Origin of the sequence: Mediterraneibacter sp., assembly GCF_030825015.1 — a bacterium.
Classification (GTDB): Bacteria; Bacillota; Clostridia; order Lachnospirales; family Lachnospiraceae; genus Mediterraneibacter.
Map to the genome: position 1 here is coordinate 66,478 of NZ_JAPJQP010000002.1, position 16,938 is coordinate 83,415.

Sequence of the window (16,938 nt, forward strand, 5' to 3'; positions counted from 1 at the left end):
TATGCAAGGTAAAATTGTAAAAGGGATTGCCGGATTCTACTACGTCCATGTAGTAGAATCCGGTGTTTATGAATGTAAAGCAAAAGGCATTTTCCGAAAAGACGGCGTTAAGCCGCTTGTCGGAGATAATGTAGAAATAGAAGTTTTGGACGAAGATACAAAAACAGGCAATATCAGGGAAATTCTTACAAGGAAAAATGAACTTATCCGTCCGGCAGTGGCGAATATCGATCAGGCGCTTGTCGTATTTGCAGTGACGAAACCGAAACCGCATTTTAATCTTCTCGATCGTTTTCTCGTAATGATGGAACAGAAAAAGATCCCCGTGATCTTATGCTTCAACAAATCCGATATCGCAAAAGAGGACGATATTTCCAAGATGGAAGAAGTTTACAGATCGTGCGGGTACCCGGTCTTTTTCACCAGTGCAAAAGAAGGATGGAATATCGGAGAAGTGAAGAAGATCCTGTATGGGAAGACAACCGTTCTTGCAGGACCTTCGGGAGTGGGAAAGTCGTCGCTGATCAATCTTCTGCAGTCGGAAGTGACGATGGAAACCGGAAGTATCAGTCGGAAGATCGACAGAGGAAAGCATACGACAAGACATTCGGAACTTCTGGTTTTGGAAGAAGAGGAAGACATAACAGATTACGGTTCGTATATTGTAGACACTCCGGGGTTTAGTTCCCTTTATGTTAATGACTTTGAAAAAGAACAGTTAAAATATTATTTCCCGGAGTTCGAGCCATATGAAGGAACGTGCCGTTTTTCAGGATGCGACCATGTGCACGAGCCGGACTGTGCGGTAAAGCAGGCGGTAGAAGAAGGAAAGATACACAAGATCCGGTATGACGATTATGTTGCGATGTACCGTGAATTACAGGAAAAAAGGAGATATTAAAGATGGAGAATATTCTTGCCCCGTCGATTCTTTCGGCTGATTTTAAAGTGTTGGGAGAACAGATCGAACAGACAGAAAAAGCAGGTGCAAAATATATACATTTTGATGTGATGGACGGAATTTTCGTACCGAGCATTTCATTCGGTATGCCGGTACTGTCTTCGTTAAAAGGCGCGGTAAAACAGGCGCTTGACGTACATCTTATGGTGACAGAACCGATCCGGTATGTAAAAGAGTTTGCGAAATGCGGAGCAGATATCATTACTGTTCATTTTGAGGCATGTGAAGATTTGAAAGCAACGCTGGATGAAATACATGCAAGCGGCGTGAAAGCGGGAATCACGATTAAGCCGGCAACTCCAGTGAAGGAACTGATCCCGTATTTGGAACTTGCGGATATGTTTCTTATTATGAGTGTTGAACCGGGATTCGGCGGACAGGCGTTTATTCCGGAATCTCTTGATAAGATCAGAGAGCTGCGCTCTCTGCTTGAGGAGCGGGGATTGAAGACGGATATCGAAGTGGACGGCGGTATTTATTGCGAAAATGTGGGAGAAGTTCTGGATGCAGGGGCGAATATTATCGTTTCCGGTTCGGGAGTTTTCAAAGGGAATATTGCGGAAAATACGAAGAGATTTATGGAGATATTGAAAAGTCATGAGTAAGCAGACTGTAATCGTGAGCGGCGGGATGCTGGAAAAGGATTTTGCCCTCTCAATTTTAAAAAGTGAAGATACGGAATTTATTATCGGTGTGGACAGAGGACTTGTGTTTTTGTACGACAATGAAATAAAACCGGATTATATCGTAGGTGATTTTGACAGTGTTCCGAGAAAGCTTGTCGATTACTATAAAGAAGAACTGGATGTGCCGGTAAGGGAATTTAATCCTGTAAAAGATGCGTCTGATACAGAGATTGCGCTGCGCCTTTGCATCGGATTGAACCGAAAAAAGATTGTGATTCTAGGTGCGACCGGAAACAGGATCGATCATCTTTGGGCAAATGTGCAATGTCTGCAGATTGCTGTGGAAGCGGGAGCGGATGCATGTATTATGGATGCCCATAATAAAATAAGACTTCTTGATCAAAGCATTACATTGAAAAAAGAAGAAGCTTTCGGCCCGTACTTTTCTCTGTTCCCGTTAGAACAACCTGTTGACAGCTTTAATATTGTGGGCGCGAAATATCCTCTTACGAATCATTTCCTGAAACCGAGCGACAGTCTGTGCGTGAGTAATGAATTTGCCGAAGATGAAGTGGAAATTTCATTTGTGTATGGTAAGGTGATCTTGATGGAAACGAGAGATTAGCCTCCTGTATGAAGAGGAACTGCGTTTTTGTTCGGATAATCTTAAAAGGGAATGACCGGCGCAAGGATAGAAGTGAAATTCTAGTGAAATTGCAGGCTGAAATGTTTGCCTGTTAAGATTGAAAAGAAGGAGTCCTTATGCTATACTTTATATTTGCGTTGGACTCTTTTTTTATAAAAGAAGTTAAAAAAATGTGTTCCAAGATTTTTAGGACGCGTAAGTTCAACAAGCTGCGCCGCCGATTAAATTAAAAGGCGTAAAAAGGGCGTAAAGAAATCATAAGAAGGGTGAAAACCTTATAAAATCAAGGGTTTTCAGATAGGGAAAGATAAATATGAAATTAGGAATCGTCGGTTTGCCGAACGTAGGAAAAAGTACACTGTTTAATTCACTGACAAAAGCAGGGGCAGAATCTGCCAATTATCCGTTCTGTACGATCGATCCGAACGTGGGAGTCGTAACAGTGCCGGACAAACGTCTTGATGTACTCGGAGAGATGTATCATACGAAAAAAATCATTCCTGCCGCAATCGAGTTTGTTGACATTGCAGGACTTGTAAAAGGCGCGTCAAAAGGCGAAGGTCTCGGCAATCAGTTCCTTGCAAATATAAGAGAAGTGGATGCAATCGTTCATGTTGTCCGTTGTTTTGAAAATACAAATATTGTTCATGTAGACGGAAGCATTGATCCAATCAGAGATATTGAGACGATCAATTTGGAACTGATCTTTTCAGATCTGGAGATTTTGGAACGACGGATTGCAAAGACAGTTAAACTTTCCCGTAATGATAAAACAGCGGCGAAAGAACTTGATCTTTTAAATCGCGTGAAAGCGCATCTGGAAGATAATAAAATGGCGAAAAGCTTTGCGACAGATGATGAGGACGAGCAGGAGTGGCTTGCAAGTTATAACCTCCTGACGGCAAAACCTGTTATTTTTGCGGCAAATGTATCTGAAGATGATCTCGCAGATGACGGTGCAAATAACGAAGGAGTGAAAGCGGTTCGAGAGTACGCGGCAAGCGAAGACTGCGAAGTGTTTGTTGTATGCGCAGAAATCGAAGAAGAGATTTCTCAGCTTGATGATGATGAAAAGGCAATGTTCCTTGAAGAATTAGGATTAAAAGAGTCAGGACTTGAGAAATTGATCCGTGCAAGTTATCATCTCCTCGGGTTGATCAGTTACCTGACGGCAGGAGAACCGGAAGTTCGTGCGTGGACGATCAAAAAAGGCACAAAAGCGCCTCAGGCAGCAGGAAAGATCCATACAGATTTTGAGCGCGGATTTATCCGTGCGGAAGTTGTCAGCTATGATGATCTTATGGCATGCGGAACTCATGCGGCTGCGAAAGAGAAAGGGCTTGTAAGACTGGAAGGAAAAGAATATGTTGTGCAGGACGGCGATATAATGCTGTTTCGATTCAACGTATAAAAACAGTTCAGCGATGGATACAGACGGCATGGAACCGTGCAGACACGCTTCTTTGCCGTCTTGTATCCGTTTTTTATTTCCGCTTCTTACAGCGCGGGGGAGTGAGAAGCACACTTTTATTCTATCAAATAAAAATGAAAAGGAGCGGCATCATTTATGCATACAGAGATCAGTTTTCCCAATTCGGGAATTTATCTTAAAAATGTCGGAAAGAGTATCGACGTATTCGGCATTGAAATTGCGTATTATGGAATCATCATCGGAACAGCGATTTTGCTTGGATTTTGGATTGTTGCCCGCGAGGCAAAGCGGACAGGGCAGAATCCGGAAGATTATCTTGATATGGGGATTATCGGCGTTGTGGTCGGAATTATCGGAGCAAGGCTGTATTATGTGATCTTTTCGTGGGATATGTATAAAGATAATCTGTTGGATATTTTTAATCTCAGGGAAGGAGGACTGGCGATCTATGGCGGAGTGATCGGCGCGGTTATCGCAGTATTTGTCCTTGCACGCTGGAAACACTTGTCTCCTTTTGTGATCTTCGATACAGTTGCACTGGCAATCTTAAACGGACAGATGCTTGGACGATGGGGAAATTTTTTCAACAGGGAAGCATTTGGCGAGTATACGGACAGTCTGTTCGCAATGCGGCTTCCGCTAGACGCGGTGCGTTCTTCAGATGTGACAGAGCAGATGCGCCTGCACATGGAGAGAATAGACGGAGTCAGCTATATTCAGGTACATCCGACATTTCTCTATGAATCCCTTTGGTGCATGGTATTGCTGATTATTTTGTTTGCTTATCGGAAGCATAAAAAATACGAAGGAGAGTTGTTTTTGTTATATTTGTTTGGCTACGGACTTGGAAGATTATGGATCGAAGGGTTGAGGACAGATCAGCTTTTACTTCCGGGAGTTGGAATTGCTGTATCCCAGCTTCTTGCAGGATTGATCGTAGCAGGTACCGGAACGGCTCTTATTTATCTGCGGAAAAAGCATAAGAAGAGTGCGGAGTTGTAATATGTGCTTAAAAATAAACAAAAAACAAACTGCCCTCTATAGACTTTTGACGATTTTGGCGATATAATGAGGACACATGTGGAAAATTTATTTTATTCAATGTAAAACTTAAGGAGGAGCAAAAAAATGGCAAGAAAAATGAAGACTATGGATGGCAATCAGGCAGCCGCTCATGTATCTTACGCATACACAGAAGTTGCAGCGATCTACCCGATCACACCGTCATCCGTTATGCCGGAGCATGTTGACGAATGGGCGACAGAAGGCAGAGAAAATATCTTCGGAACGACCGTAGAAGTTACAGAGATGCAGTCTGAGGCAGGTGCGGCAGGAGCTGTGCACGGATCTTTGGCAGCAGGAGCGCTGACAACGACATTTACAGCATCTCAGGGATTGCTTTTGATGATTCCGAACTTATATAAAGTGGCAGGTGAGCAGCTTCCGGGCGTGTTTAACGTATCTGCCCGTGCACTTGCAAGCCATGCGCTTTCTATCTTCGGAGATCACTCCGACGTATATGCATGTCGTCAGACTGGCGCAGCGATGCTTTGTGAATCAAGCGTACAGGAAGTTATGGACCTGACACCGGTTGCTCACTGTGCGGCTCTTGAAGGAAAGCTTCCGTTTATCAACTTCTTTGACGGATTCCGTACTTCTCATGAGATCCAGAAGATCGAGACATGGGATTATGAAGATCTGAAAGATATGGTGAACATGGACGCGATCGATGAGTTCCGCGCTCACGCATTGAACCCGAATCATCCGTGTCAGAGAGGTTCTGCACAGAACCCGGACATCTTCTTCCAGGCAAGAGAAGCATGTAACCCGTATTACGATGCGCTTCCAGGAATTGTTCAGAATTACATGGACAAAGTAAATGAGAAGATCGGAACGAACTATAAACTGTTCAATTACTATGGAGCAGAGGATGCAGAGCATGTAATTGTTGCAATGGGTTCTGTATGTGATACGATTGAAGAAACGATTGACTATCTGACAGCAGCCGGAGAAAAAGTCGGAGTTGTAAAAGTTCGTCTTTACAGACCGTTCAGTGCAGAAGCATTGATTGATACAATTCCGGATTCCGTTAAGAAGATTTCTGTTCTTGACAGAACAAAAGAGCCGGGAGCTCTCGGTGAGCCGCTTTATCTTGATGTTGTTGCAGCATTAAAAGGATCGAAGTTTGATGCAGTTCCGATCTATACAGGACGTTATGGACTTGGTTCCAAAGATACAACACCGGCACAGATCGTTGCAGTATATCACAACGATGAAAAAGCAAAATTTACGCTCGGTATCGTTGACGATGTGACAAATCTTTCTCTGAAAGCAGACGAGCCGCTCGTTACAACACCGGAAGGAACGATCAACTGTAAGTTCTGGGGACTCGGAGCAGACGGTACAGTCGGAGCGAACAAGAACTCGATCAAGATCATCGGTGACAATACAGATATGTATGCTCAGGCATATTTTGACTATGATTCTAAGAAATCAGGCGGTGTTACAATGTCTCACCTGCGTTTCGGAAAATCACCGATCAAATCAACATACCTGATCCATCAGGCGAACTTCGTAGCATGTCACAACCCGTCTTATGTGGACAAGTACAACATGGTACAGGAGCTTGTTGACGGCGGAACATTCCTTTTGAACTGCCCGTGGGATATGGAAGGTCTTGAGAAACATCTTCCGGGACAGGTAAAAGCTTATATCGCAAACCATAACATTAAGCTCTATACGATCGATGGAATCAAGATTGGTAAAGAGATCGGACTTGGCGGACGTATCAACACAGTGCTCCAGTCTGCATTCTTTAAACTTGCAGAGATTATTCCTGAAGAGGAAGCAATCAGCCTGATGAAAGCCGCAGCGAAAGCAACATACGGCAGAAAAGGTGATAAGATCGTTCAGATGAACTATGATGCGATCGATGCAGGAGCAAAACAGGTCGTAGAGATCGAAGTTCCGGAAAGCTGGAAAGATGCAGCAGACGAAGGTCTTGCCGTACCGCACATTGATGAGAACGGAAGAAAAGATGTAATTGATTTCGTTAAAAATATTCAGACAAAAGTAAACGCTCAGGAAGGAAATTCACTTCCGGTATCCGCATTTACGGATTATGCAGACGGATCTACTCCGTCAGGATCTTCCGCATATGAGAAACGTGGTATCGCAGTTGATATTCCGATCTGGCAGCCGGATAACTGTATCCAGTGTAACCGCTGTGCATATGTATGTCCTCATGCTGTTATCCGTCCGGTAGCGCTGACAGAAGAAGAAACTGCAAATGCACCGGAAGGAATGCAGTCTATTCCGATGATCGGTATGCCGGGTATGAAGTTCTCCATCACAGTATCCGCTTATGACTGTACAGGATGTGGTTCTTGTGCAAATGTCTGCCCGGGCAAGAAGGGTGAGAAAGCTCTCGTTATGGGCAACATGGAAGAGAACGCAGGCAAACAGGCATTCTTCGATTACGGAAGAGAGATTCCGGTGAAACCGGAAGTTGTCGCTAAATATAAAGAGACAACAGTAAAAGGAAGCCAGTTCAAACAGCCGCTTCTTGAGTTCTCAGGAGCTTGTGCTGGATGTGGAGAGACACCGTACGCAAAACTGATCACACAGCTTTTCGGAGACAGAATGTATATCGCAAACGCAACAGGATGTTCTTCTATTTGGGGTAACTCTTCACCGTCCACACCGTACACGGTAACACCGGAAGGAAGAGGACCGGCATGGAGCAACTCATTGTTTGAAGACAACGCAGAGTTTGGATATGGTATGCTTCTTGCACAGAACACGATCAGAAACAGACTGAAAGGTCTTGTTGAGAAACTTGCGGCAGATGCAGAAAATGAAGATGTTAAGGCTGCTGCACAGGAATACCTTGACACATATACATGTGGAGCAACAAACGGAACAGCAACAGATAAACTTGTTGCGGCTCTTGAAGCTTGCGGATGTGATCGTGCAGAAAAAGCAGAACTTTTGAAAAACAAAGATTTCCTCGCTAAGAAATCCCAGTGGGTATTCGGAGGAGACGGATGGGCTTACGATATCGGATACGGCGGTGTAGACCATGTTCTTGCAAGCGGCAAAGATATTAACATCATGGTATTTGATACAGAAGTTTACTCTAATACAGGCGGACAGTCTTCGAAAGCAACGAAGACAGGTGCTACGGCACAGTTTGCTGCAGGCGGTAAAGAGACGAAGAAGAAAGATCTCGCAGGAATGGCAATGAGCTATGGCTATGTATATGTAGCACAGATCGCTATGGGAGCTGACTTCAACCAGACAGTGAAAGCAATCACAGAGGCAGAGGCTTATCCGGGACCGTCATTGATCATTGCTTATGCACCGTGTATCAACCACGGAATCAAGAAAGGTATGAGCAAAGCTCAGACAGAGGAACAGCTTGCGGTAGAATGTGGATACTGGAATAACTTCCGCTTCAATCCGGGTGCAGAAGGCGATAAATTCTTCCTTGACAGCAAAGAGCCGAAGAAAGAAGATTATCAGGCATTCCTTGACGGCGAAGTACGTTACAATGCCCTCAAGAGAGCAAATCCGGCGAAAGCAGAAAAACTGTTCGCAATCAATGAGCAGGAAGCTATGGAAAGATATGCTTATCTGAAAAAACTTGTAGATGTATACAAAGCAGAAGACTAAATGTTGTTCAGGCAGAGACAGGATGTTTTGTAAATAAAAAAGACGATTGAAAAATCAGTCGTTCTCAAATGGCAGGATAGGGATGAAAGTCTTTATCCTGCTGTTTTTTGCAATGGCGACCGTTTGCAATCCCGGAATGTGCCTTTTGGCTCTTCTGGTGATTTAAAAAGAAAGAGAAGAAGTTTGCCTTTTCGTCTGTGCGCTTTTATATTCTTGAATGTTTTTATAAATAATTTGCATCGTTGAATCCACAGCTTGTGATGATGCGAGCAATGTACTCGTTTAGGACTTATTTAAGACAAATGAAGGTAAGACAAATGAACGCAATAAAAGTCTTGCAAATAAATGCTAACTGTGATAAAATAATTTTGGTTTATTTCAGGAGGTATAAGAAATGGATATTTTGAAAACAGTATTAACGATTATTTTTGTTATAGATTGCATTGCATTAGCTTGTATTATTCTTTTGCAGGAAGGTAAGTCCGCAGGACTCGGAACGATCAGCGGAGCGGCGGATACATATTGGGGACATAATAAAGGTCGTTCTATGGAAGGCACGCTCGTGAAAGCAACAAGAGTTGTTGCAGTTCTGTTTATGGTACTGGCGATTGTACTGAACCTTAATATTTTTAACTAATGCAGAATAGTATAAGAAAAGCAGCGGAAGATAATAATGATTATGAGCACTCTATACAAATATAGGGTGCTTTTACTTTTATTGCGGCGCGGAGGGTAAAATGCGGAAAACAAACGGCGGCAGAGGAAGAAAAAAAGGAAACTATGATGATCGCAGCAGAATGTATGGGAGGAAAGATTTCCCGAAAGAAAATGATCATCAATTTGAAAAACGAAAAAAAGTGATCTTGGATTTTATGAAAGATGATCTGTATGTGCCTATGAAGATCAAGGAAATTGCCGTGGTTCTTCAGATCCCGGGGGAGCAGAGACAGCAGTTGAGAGACATTCTTGATGCCCTTGTAGAAGAAGGCAAGATTACGATCTCAAAGAGAGGCAAGTATACATGCGGACATGCAGAGCATTTGGAAGGAACGTTTCAGGCAAATGCGAGGGGATTCGGATTTGTTACTCCGAAAGACGGAGGAGATGACATTTTCATTCCTGAGGAATGTCTCGGAAATGCGTTTCAGGGAGATGTGGTAGAGTATATTGTAACATCTGCACCGACAGGAAAGCGGAAGGAAGGCAAGATCGTCAATATCCTTTCCCACGGGGTGACTCATATTGTTGGTTTGTATGAAAAGTGCAAAAGTTTCGGGTTTGTAAGACCGGATAACAAGAGATATGTCAATGATATCTATATCCCTGCGGGGCGTGAGATGGGAGCTGTGACAGGGAATAAGGTAGTTGTGGAAATGACATCTTACGGCGGAGAGCATATGAAGCCTGAAGGAAGAGTTTCGGAGATTATTGGTCATGTGAATGACCCCGGCACAGATATTCTGTCCATCGTCATGGATCTTGGAATTAAGACGGAGTTTCCGGAGCGGGTTTTGAATCAGGCAGTCAGAGTCGGCAAACCTGTAAGTGAAGCAGATCGTGCAGGGAGAAAAGATCTTACGGATGTGAGAATGGTAACCATCGACAGTGAAGATGCGAAAGATTTGGACGACGCGGTATCTGTAGAGCGGGACGGGGAGAATTATGTGCTTGGCGTACACATTGCGGATGTAACGAACTATGTTCAGGAAAGAAGCGCTCTTGACAGAGAAGCTTTGGAACGCGGGACAAGCGTTTATCTGGCAGATCGCGTGATCCCCATGCTTCCGCATGTGTTATCGAATGGGATCTGCTCTCTTAATGCAGGGGAAGACAGACTTGCTCTGTCTTGTATCATGACAATTTCGCCTGACGGGGAAATGATTTCTCATGAGATCGCAGAGTCTGTCATCTGTGTAGATAAAAGGATGAGCTACAATGGAGTCTCTGCTGTGCTGGCACAGGAAGAAGAGGCGCTTCGTGAGCAGGAAGAATTTGTTCCGATGATTCTTCTTATGAAGGAATTATCCGAAGTCATTCGGGAAAAGCGTGGAAAACGGGGTGCTATTGATTTTGATTTTCCAGAGACGAAGATTCTCCTGGATGAGAGCGGAAAACCGATTGAGATCAAACCGTACGATCGCAATCCGGCGACAGAGATTATCGAAGATTTTATGCTTATGGCAAATGAGACGGTGGCGGAAGAGTTCTTTTGGCGTGAGATCCCGTTCCTTTACAGGACGCACGAGTCACCGGATGAGGATCGGATCAGACAGCTTTCTGCTTTTGTCAATAATTTCGGCTACCATATCCATGTGGGAAATGAGATCCGTCCGAAAGAGATTCAAAAGCTTCTTTCGAAAATAGAGGGAACACCCGAGGAAGATTTGATCAGCAGACTTACGCTGCGGTCTATGAAACAGGCGCGTTATACAACGGAAAATACAGGTCATTTTGGACTTGCCGCAAAATATTATACACATTTCACATCACCGATCCGAAGATATCCCGATCTTCAGATCCATCGTATCATCAAAGAAAATCTGCGCGGAAGATTCGATGAAAACAGGGCGGAACATTATTCGGAGATCTTGCAGCCGGTCGCGGCGCAGTGCAGCGACCGGGAGCGGCGGGCAGAAGAAGCTGAGCGAGAAGTCGTGAAAATGAAAAAAGCGGAGTATATGCAGAATTATATCGGGGAAGAGTTTGAAGGTGTTATTTCCAGCGTTACGAAATGGGGCGCTTATATTGAATTGGAAAATACGGTAGAAGGACTTGCACATGTCGCGGATATGTGGGATGATCATTATGAGTTTTACGAAGAAAGTTACGAGCTGGTCGGCGAACATACAGGCAAGTCATATAAGCCGGGACAGAAGGTTCGCGTGTGTGTGACGGATGCGGATAAGCTACAAAGGACTGTGAATTTTCGGATCCTCTGTGAAGCCAATGAACAGAAGCGGGATGATAGAGAGGCAGGCAGCTATAGAGGATCAGATATTGTAGATTTTTAGGCAGGAGAAGAAAGGGTTATGGCAAAGTCAGAAGTCAGGATGATCGCCAACAATAAAAAAGCGTATCATGACTATTTTATTCTTGAAAAATATGAGGCAGGGATTGTCCTGCATGGAACAGAGGTCAAATCTCTGCGCATGGGGAAATGCAGTATAAAAGAAGCATTTATCAGAGTGGAGTCCGGGGAGATGTATATTTACGGGATGCACATTCCGCCTTATGAAAAAGGAAATATATTTAATAAAGATCCGCTTAGAGTAAGAAAACTTCTTCTTCACAAAAGGGAGATCGAGAAGATTTTCGGGAAGATGAAAGAGCAGGGGATCACACTTGTTCCCCTGCAGGTATATTTTAAAGGAAGTCTTGTGAAACTTGAGATTGGAATGGCAAAAGGAAAGAAATTATATGACAAGAGAGACGATATTGCCAAAAAAGATCAGAAGAGGGAAGCACAGAGAGAATTTAAGATCAGAAATTTATAATGCCGCAAGAGCAGGCAAAAGCGCTGCGGCGCAGGGGAAGGGATGTTATGATACAGGATATTGAACCGCACCATTTAGATAATCAATACAGACCGCTTCCTCCGGATAAAGACAGCATCGTATTGTATTATGAAGATCATGCAGTTTTGATGAAAGTGTCGGAGGAAGGGATTGCGTTTCCTCGTTTTTCGGATTTGGAACGGTTGAACGGGGAAATTTATGAAGAAAGTACCTATTTGTTTTCGGTAGATGAAGAGCGCTATTATCTGGCGGATGGGATCAGCAGAGAGCTTCTTTCGGATTTTCGAATGGAGAATACTGAGATTTTCAGGACGGCAGAACCGCAGCATTATGCATTTGCCGGAATTACGGGATATCAGCTTTATAACTGGTATAAGAACCGGAAATATTGCGGCAGATGTGGAAAACGGATGAAACACGGGGAAAAAGAGAGGATGCTGTACTGCGAAGCATGCAATAACATGGAGTTTCCGAAAATCTGTCCGGCGGTTATTATCGGCGTGACAGATCATAATCGTATTTTGATGTCAAAGTATGCAGGTCGTACATATAAAAAATACGCGCTTCTTGCAGGATTTTCTGAGATCGGGGAGACAGTGGAACAGACGGTTGCCCGGGAAGTTATGGAAGAAGTCGGTCTGAAAGTGAAGAATATCCGTTATTACAAAAGCCAGCCATGGGCATTTAGTGATACGCTTCTTATGGGATTTTACTGTGATCTTGACGGGAATGATACAATCACACTTGACAGAGAGGAACTGGCAATGGCAGAATGGTTTGAGAGGGAAGAGATTCCGGTAGAACCATCGCGGGACAGCCTTACGAATGAAATGATCCTGCAGTTTAAAAATGGAAAACAATAGTCAAAAAGAAAAGGAGAATGAAACGATGAGAGCAGAATTTGATGAAAGTTTGGTAACAGGAAATGAAATGATCGACACACAGCACAAAGAATTGATTGAGAAGATCAACAAGCTTCTTGACAGCTGCGAGACGAGCAAAGAAAAAGTTGTAGCGGTAAAAACCCTTGACTATCTTGCTGATTATACAGAGTTTCATTTTGGCGAGGAAGAAAAGCTTCAGGAATCAATCGATTATCCGGCATTGACAGAGCATAAAAAAGAGCATGACAAGCTGCGCGCAGTTGTGAAAGATCTCTACAATATGCTTGAGGAGGAAGAAGGTCCGTCAGAGGCGTTCGTAGAGCAGGTAAATAAAAATGTTATCGAATGGCTGTACAGACATATCAAAGGCTTCGACCGTTCGGTAGCAGAGTACAAATTTATGAATGAAAGCAGCGAGAGACTGTAGAAAAAAGCAAGAGAAAAAGAGAGAAACGTTTGATGTTCGACTTATACCCCTTTCTGTGATATGATAATTTTTGTATTAAAAATCACAGAAAGGGGTATTTTCATGGAAAATACGTCTGAGAATAAAGGAAATAAATTAAAACCAAGAGCAACAAAGCATATCAGCGTCGGTCTGCTGGCACATGTGGACGCAGGTAAGACAACATTGTCGGAAGGGATGCTTTATTTGAGCGGACAGATTCGGAATATGGGGCGCGTTGATCATGGGGATACGTTTTTGGATCATTATGAAACGGAAAGAGAACGCGGAATTACGATCTTCTCAAAGCAGGCAGAACTTCGGTGGAACGACAAGGTCATTACGATCCTTGATACGCCCGGGCATGTAGATTTTTCGGCAGAGATGGAGCGGGTTTTGCAAGTGCTGGACTGTGCGGTGCTTGTGATCAGCGCTGCTGACGGGATACAGGCGCACACAGTGACGCTTTGGAGACTTCTGAAGCAGTACCGCATTCCGACCATGATCTTTGTAAATAAAATGGATCGGCAGGAAGCGGACAAAGAAAAACTTCTGGCAGAATTAAAAAGACGGTTCGGCGATGGCTGTATTGATATGGATATGCAGTCCGAGGTGAAGATAGAAAGCCTTGCCATGTGTGATGAAGAGATGCTTGAAGAATATTTGGCAGAAGGAAAGATCAAAAGAGAGACTGTGAGGAAGGCAATCGCAGCGAGAAAAGTCTTCCCCTGCTGGTTTGGCTCTGCGCTGAAAGCGGAAGGGATTGAAGAATTACTTTCCGGTCTGTGTGAATATGCTCCATCGACAGAACCTTTGCCGGAATTTGGGGCAAAAGTGTATAAGATCGCCCGTGATTCACAAAAGAATCGTCTGACTTACCTGAAGGTGACAGGAGGGGAACTGCGTGTGAAAGACGTTCCTGCGGCAGCAGAAGGGACATGTACGGGAAAGGTGAATCAGATCCGAAAGTATTCCGGCGATAAATATGAACTTGTCCAAACAGCCGGAGCTGGAGAAGTCTGTGCGGTTACCGGACTTGAAGGAACTTATCCGGGGCAGGGGCTTGGAATACAGCCGGCATCGGCGCTTCCGGTATTAGAACCTGTTATGACATATCGGATTGAACTTCCCGACGGTTGTGATGTACATAAAATGTTTCAGAATCTGCGCTGTCTTGAAGAGGAAGATCCGGAACTGCATGTTGTCAAAACTGAGGAGACATCGGAGATCCATATCCGGCTTATGGGGGAGGTTCAGACGGAAGTTTTACAGAAGATCGTCAAAGATCGGTTCGGCGTTCTCATTCAGTTTGGAGAAGGAAGGATCGTTTATAAAGAAACAATTCAAAATGTGACCGAAGGGGCTGGGCATTTTGAACCGCTCCGTCATTATGCAGAAGTACATTTAAGGTTAGAGCCGGCAGAGCGCGGTTCAGGCATGCAGTTTGCGGCAGATTGTTCCGAGGATGTGTTAGACCGAAATTATCAAAGGCTTATATTGACACATTTGGAAGAGCGGGAGCACAAAGGAGTTCTGACCGGATCTGCCCTTACGGACGTTCGTATTACCCTTCTGTCAGGAAAGGCTCATAAGAAACATACAGAAGGCGGTGATTTTCGTCAGGCGACTTACCGGGCGGTTCGTCAGGGACTTCGGAAAGCCGAAAGTGTTCTGCTGGAGCCATATTACGAATTCCGCATGGAACTTCCTATGGAAAATGTCGGAAAGGCAATGACGGATATAAAACGGATGAGCGGAACGTTTGACGGACCAAAGACAGAGGACGGCATGGCAGTTCTTACCGGGAGCGTTCCGGCTGCGGAAATGAACGGATATCAGAAAGAGTTTACGGCGTATACAGGCGGATTCGGAAGATTGTTCTGTACTTTAAAAGGATATGATATCTGTCATAATACAGAAGAAGTAATCAGACAGATCGGATACGATGCAGATGCTGACGTGGAAAATACGGCGGATTCTGTATTTTGCTCTCATGGGGCGGGAACGATCATACCGTGGTATGAGGCAGATGCCCATATGCATGTAGGCGGCGCGGAAGAAAGACAGGAGGAAGATACGGAGATTCTCGAAAAGTTTCGTCCAAAGAGAAGGGCGATCGAACTGACTCAGGAAGAACTGGATGCAATCTATGTTCGGACGCCTGATCCGGCAAAAAATAAGAAAAGAACGTCATCTGTGACAGTGACGGCAGGAAAAACAGCTTCTTACCATGGTAAAACGGAAAACAAGAAAAAGAATCGGAAAGAATATCTGCTTGTGGACGGATATAATATTATTTTTGCATGGGATTCCTTAAAGCAGCTTTCGAAGATTGATCTGGCTGCGGCTCGGGGAAAACTTGCGGATATTTTATGTAATTATCAGGGGTATAAGCAGTGCGAGCTGATCCTTGTGTTTGATGCTTATAAAGTGGAAGGTAATCCGGGAGAAGTTCTCAAATATCATAATATCCATGTAGTTTATACAAAGGAAGCGGAGACGGCAGATCACTATATCGAAAAAACCGTGCGGCAGATCGCGAAAGAGCATGATGTGATCGTTGCGACATCGGATGCGCTTGAGCAGGTCATCATTATGGGGCAGGGAGCGCGGCGGATGTCGGCGGCAGGATTGGAAGAAGAGATTGAATGTGCGCTTGAGCAGATGAAGGATGACTATCCGAAAAAAGAAGAAATGCAGCGGAACTATTTGTTTGATTATCTTGAAAAAGAGATTGCGGAAGAGATGGAACGGGTGCGGCTTGGTTCAGAGAATAAAAAGTGGACTGTATAAAAATGACATAACTGGATGTTTTAATACAACCAGTCTGATGCTAATATACCTGTATCAAAAATATTGAGCAGAAAAATGTTCAGGAAAGCAGGTAGGGATATGACAAAAAAGAATGAAACAGTAGTTAAGATTGCTCAAACAGCGCTTATGGCGGCGCTTTGTTTTGTATCATTTCAATTCCTTCAGTTCAAGATCGTTCTTCCGGGAGGAGATGCAACTTCCTTCCATGTAGGTAATGCATTTTGCGTCTTGGCGGCATTGATCTTAGGCGGATGGTATGGCGGACTTGCGGGAGCGATCGGAATGGGATTTGCGGATATTCTTGATCCGGTTTATATTACAGGAGCGCCGAAGACATTTGTGTTAAAGCTCTGTATCGGACTGATCGTTGGACTGGTGGCACACCGGATTGCGAAGATAAATGAAAGTACGGATAAGAAATACATTTTCCGATGGAGCATGATCGCTTCAATCGCCGGACTCGGATTCAATGTGATCGCAGATCCTGTGGTAGGATATTTCTATAAACAATATATTATGGGACAGCCGCAGCAGATGGCAGAGATCCTTGCAAAGTGGAGCGCGGCGACAACATTTGTCAACGCAGTAATCTCTGTGATCCTTGCAGGCGTTTTATATAATGCGCTTCGCCCGGTGCTTTTGAGATCTGGAATGATTCAGGGCGCAAAAGTAAAAAAGACAGAAACGAAGACGGCTTAAAGAAATATGGATAAATTATGAAAAAAGCAAAAAAATGAATTTTTTTGGTGACTTTTCGCCCCTATCAATGGTATTATAATTGAAACACAGTAATAAGAAAATTATGAGAGCGAGGTAGGGAAATGAATTGTATTAAATGCTATCAGGAAATTCCGGACGGCGCGAAGTTCTGTCCGCATTGTGGAGCACAGCAGCCGGAAGCAGAAAAAACAGAACCGGTACAGCCGATGCAGGCAGAAGAG

14 protein-coding genes are annotated in these 16,938 nt (G+C 44.0%); all 14 read left to right on the plus strand.

Features of this window, described 5'->3' with window-relative positions:
- Position 1 precedes the first annotated feature (1 nt).
- Positions 2 to 901, plus strand: coding sequence for a ribosome small subunit-dependent GTPase A (rsgA, locus tag RCH61_RS01990; RefSeq protein WP_306479743.1), 900 nt, complete (start codon positions 2 to 4; stop codon positions 899 to 901).
- A gap of 2 nt (positions 902 to 903) precedes the next feature.
- Positions 904 to 1,566: a ribulose-phosphate 3-epimerase gene (gene rpe / locus RCH61_RS01995; RefSeq protein WP_178006504.1), complete on the plus strand. Its 663-nt coding sequence runs from the start codon at positions 904 to 906 to the stop codon at positions 1,564 to 1,566.
- Entirely contained in the window at positions 1,559 to 2,212 is a 654-nt protein-coding gene (locus tag RCH61_RS02000) for a thiamine diphosphokinase (RefSeq protein WP_178006503.1), read from the plus strand. The genes rpe and RCH61_RS02000 overlap by 8 nt, the downstream gene beginning before the upstream one ends.
- A 334-nt stretch (positions 2,213 to 2,546) precedes the next feature.
- Positions 2,547 to 3,644, plus strand: coding sequence for a redox-regulated ATPase YchF (ychF, locus tag RCH61_RS02005; protein ID WP_178006502.1), 1,098 nt, complete (start codon positions 2,547 to 2,549; stop codon positions 3,642 to 3,644).
- A gap of 156 nt (positions 3,645 to 3,800) precedes the next feature.
- On the plus strand, positions 3,801 to 4,667 hold the full coding sequence (gene lgt / locus RCH61_RS02010) for a prolipoprotein diacylglyceryl transferase (protein ID WP_306479744.1): 867 nt from the start codon (positions 3,801 to 3,803) through the stop codon (positions 4,665 to 4,667).
- A gap of 126 nt (positions 4,668 to 4,793) precedes the next feature.
- Positions 4,794 to 8,339, plus strand: a complete 3,546-nt coding sequence (gene nifJ, locus RCH61_RS02015) for a pyruvate:ferredoxin (flavodoxin) oxidoreductase (protein ID WP_306479745.1) — start codon at positions 4,794 to 4,796, stop codon at positions 8,337 to 8,339.
- A 394-nt stretch (positions 8,340 to 8,733) separates the two neighbouring features.
- Positions 8,734 to 8,976, plus strand: a complete 243-nt coding sequence (gene secG, locus RCH61_RS02020; RefSeq protein ID WP_306479746.1) for a preprotein translocase subunit SecG — start codon at positions 8,734 to 8,736, stop codon at positions 8,974 to 8,976.
- A 100-nt stretch (positions 8,977 to 9,076) separates the two neighbouring features.
- Entirely contained in the window at positions 9,077 to 11,350 is a 2,274-nt protein-coding gene (rnr, locus tag RCH61_RS02025; RefSeq protein WP_306479747.1) for a ribonuclease R, read from the plus strand.
- 18 nt (positions 11,351 to 11,368) lie between these two features.
- Positions 11,369 to 11,833 (plus strand): SsrA-binding protein SmpB, encoded by a 465-nt coding sequence (gene smpB, locus RCH61_RS02030; protein WP_306479748.1) that lies wholly within the window; start codon positions 11,369 to 11,371, stop codon positions 11,831 to 11,833.
- 47 nt (positions 11,834 to 11,880) lie between these two features.
- Positions 11,881 to 12,717: an NAD(+) diphosphatase gene (nudC, locus tag RCH61_RS02035; RefSeq protein ID WP_306479749.1), complete on the plus strand. Its 837-nt coding sequence runs from the start codon at positions 11,881 to 11,883 to the stop codon at positions 12,715 to 12,717.
- A gap of 25 nt (positions 12,718 to 12,742) precedes the next feature.
- Positions 12,743 to 13,165 carry a bacteriohemerythrin gene (locus RCH61_RS02040; RefSeq protein WP_306479750.1) on the plus strand — a complete coding sequence of 141 codons (423 nt, stop codon included), beginning with the start codon at positions 12,743 to 12,745 and terminating at the stop codon, positions 13,163 to 13,165.
- A gap of 102 nt (positions 13,166 to 13,267) precedes the next feature.
- Positions 13,268 to 15,976, plus strand: coding sequence for a translation factor GTPase family protein (locus RCH61_RS02045; protein ID WP_306479751.1), 2,709 nt, complete (start codon positions 13,268 to 13,270; stop codon positions 15,974 to 15,976).
- A gap of 99 nt (positions 15,977 to 16,075) precedes the next feature.
- Entirely contained in the window at positions 16,076 to 16,696 is a 621-nt protein-coding gene (locus RCH61_RS02050) for an ECF transporter S component (RefSeq protein WP_306479752.1), read from the plus strand.
- Between the two features lie 122 nt (positions 16,697 to 16,818).
- Positions 16,819 to 16,938, plus strand: a 120-nt coding sequence (locus RCH61_RS09840; protein WP_306479800.1) for a zinc-ribbon domain-containing protein, incomplete at its 3' end; no start/stop codon positions are given.

Bases quoted from the DNA above. Each gene is read 5' to 3' on its own strand.
- RCH61_RS02045 (WP_306479751.1), top strand. From the start codon at position 13,268: ATGGAAAATACGTCTGAGAATAAAGGAAATAAATTAAAACCAAGAGCA.
- rsgA (WP_306479743.1), top strand. From the start codon at position 2: ATGCAAGGTAAAATTGTAAAAGGGATTGCCGGATTCTACTACGTCCAT.
- ychF (WP_178006502.1), top strand. From the start codon at position 2,547: ATGAAATTAGGAATCGTCGGTTTGCCGAACGTAGGAAAAAGTACACTG.
- RCH61_RS02040 (WP_306479750.1), top strand. From the start codon at position 12,743: ATGAGAGCAGAATTTGATGAAAGTTTGGTAACAGGAAATGAAATGATC.
- RCH61_RS02050 (WP_306479752.1), top strand. From the start codon at position 16,076: ATGACAAAAAAGAATGAAACAGTAGTTAAGATTGCTCAAACAGCGCTT.
- nudC (WP_306479749.1), top strand. From the start codon at position 11,881: ATGATACAGGATATTGAACCGCACCATTTAGATAATCAATACAGACCG.
- rnr (WP_306479747.1), top strand. From the start codon at position 9,077: ATGCGGAAAACAAACGGCGGCAGAGGAAGAAAAAAAGGAAACTATGAT.
- lgt (WP_306479744.1), top strand. From the start codon at position 3,801: ATGCATACAGAGATCAGTTTTCCCAATTCGGGAATTTATCTTAAAAAT.
- RCH61_RS02000 (WP_178006503.1), top strand. From the start codon at position 1,559: ATGAGTAAGCAGACTGTAATCGTGAGCGGCGGGATGCTGGAAAAGGAT.
- nifJ (WP_306479745.1), top strand. From the start codon at position 4,794: ATGGCAAGAAAAATGAAGACTATGGATGGCAATCAGGCAGCCGCTCAT.
- smpB (WP_306479748.1), top strand. From the start codon at position 11,369: ATGGCAAAGTCAGAAGTCAGGATGATCGCCAACAATAAAAAAGCGTAT.
- rpe (WP_178006504.1), top strand. From the start codon at position 904: ATGGAGAATATTCTTGCCCCGTCGATTCTTTCGGCTGATTTTAAAGTG.
- secG (WP_306479746.1), top strand. From the start codon at position 8,734: ATGGATATTTTGAAAACAGTATTAACGATTATTTTTGTTATAGATTGC.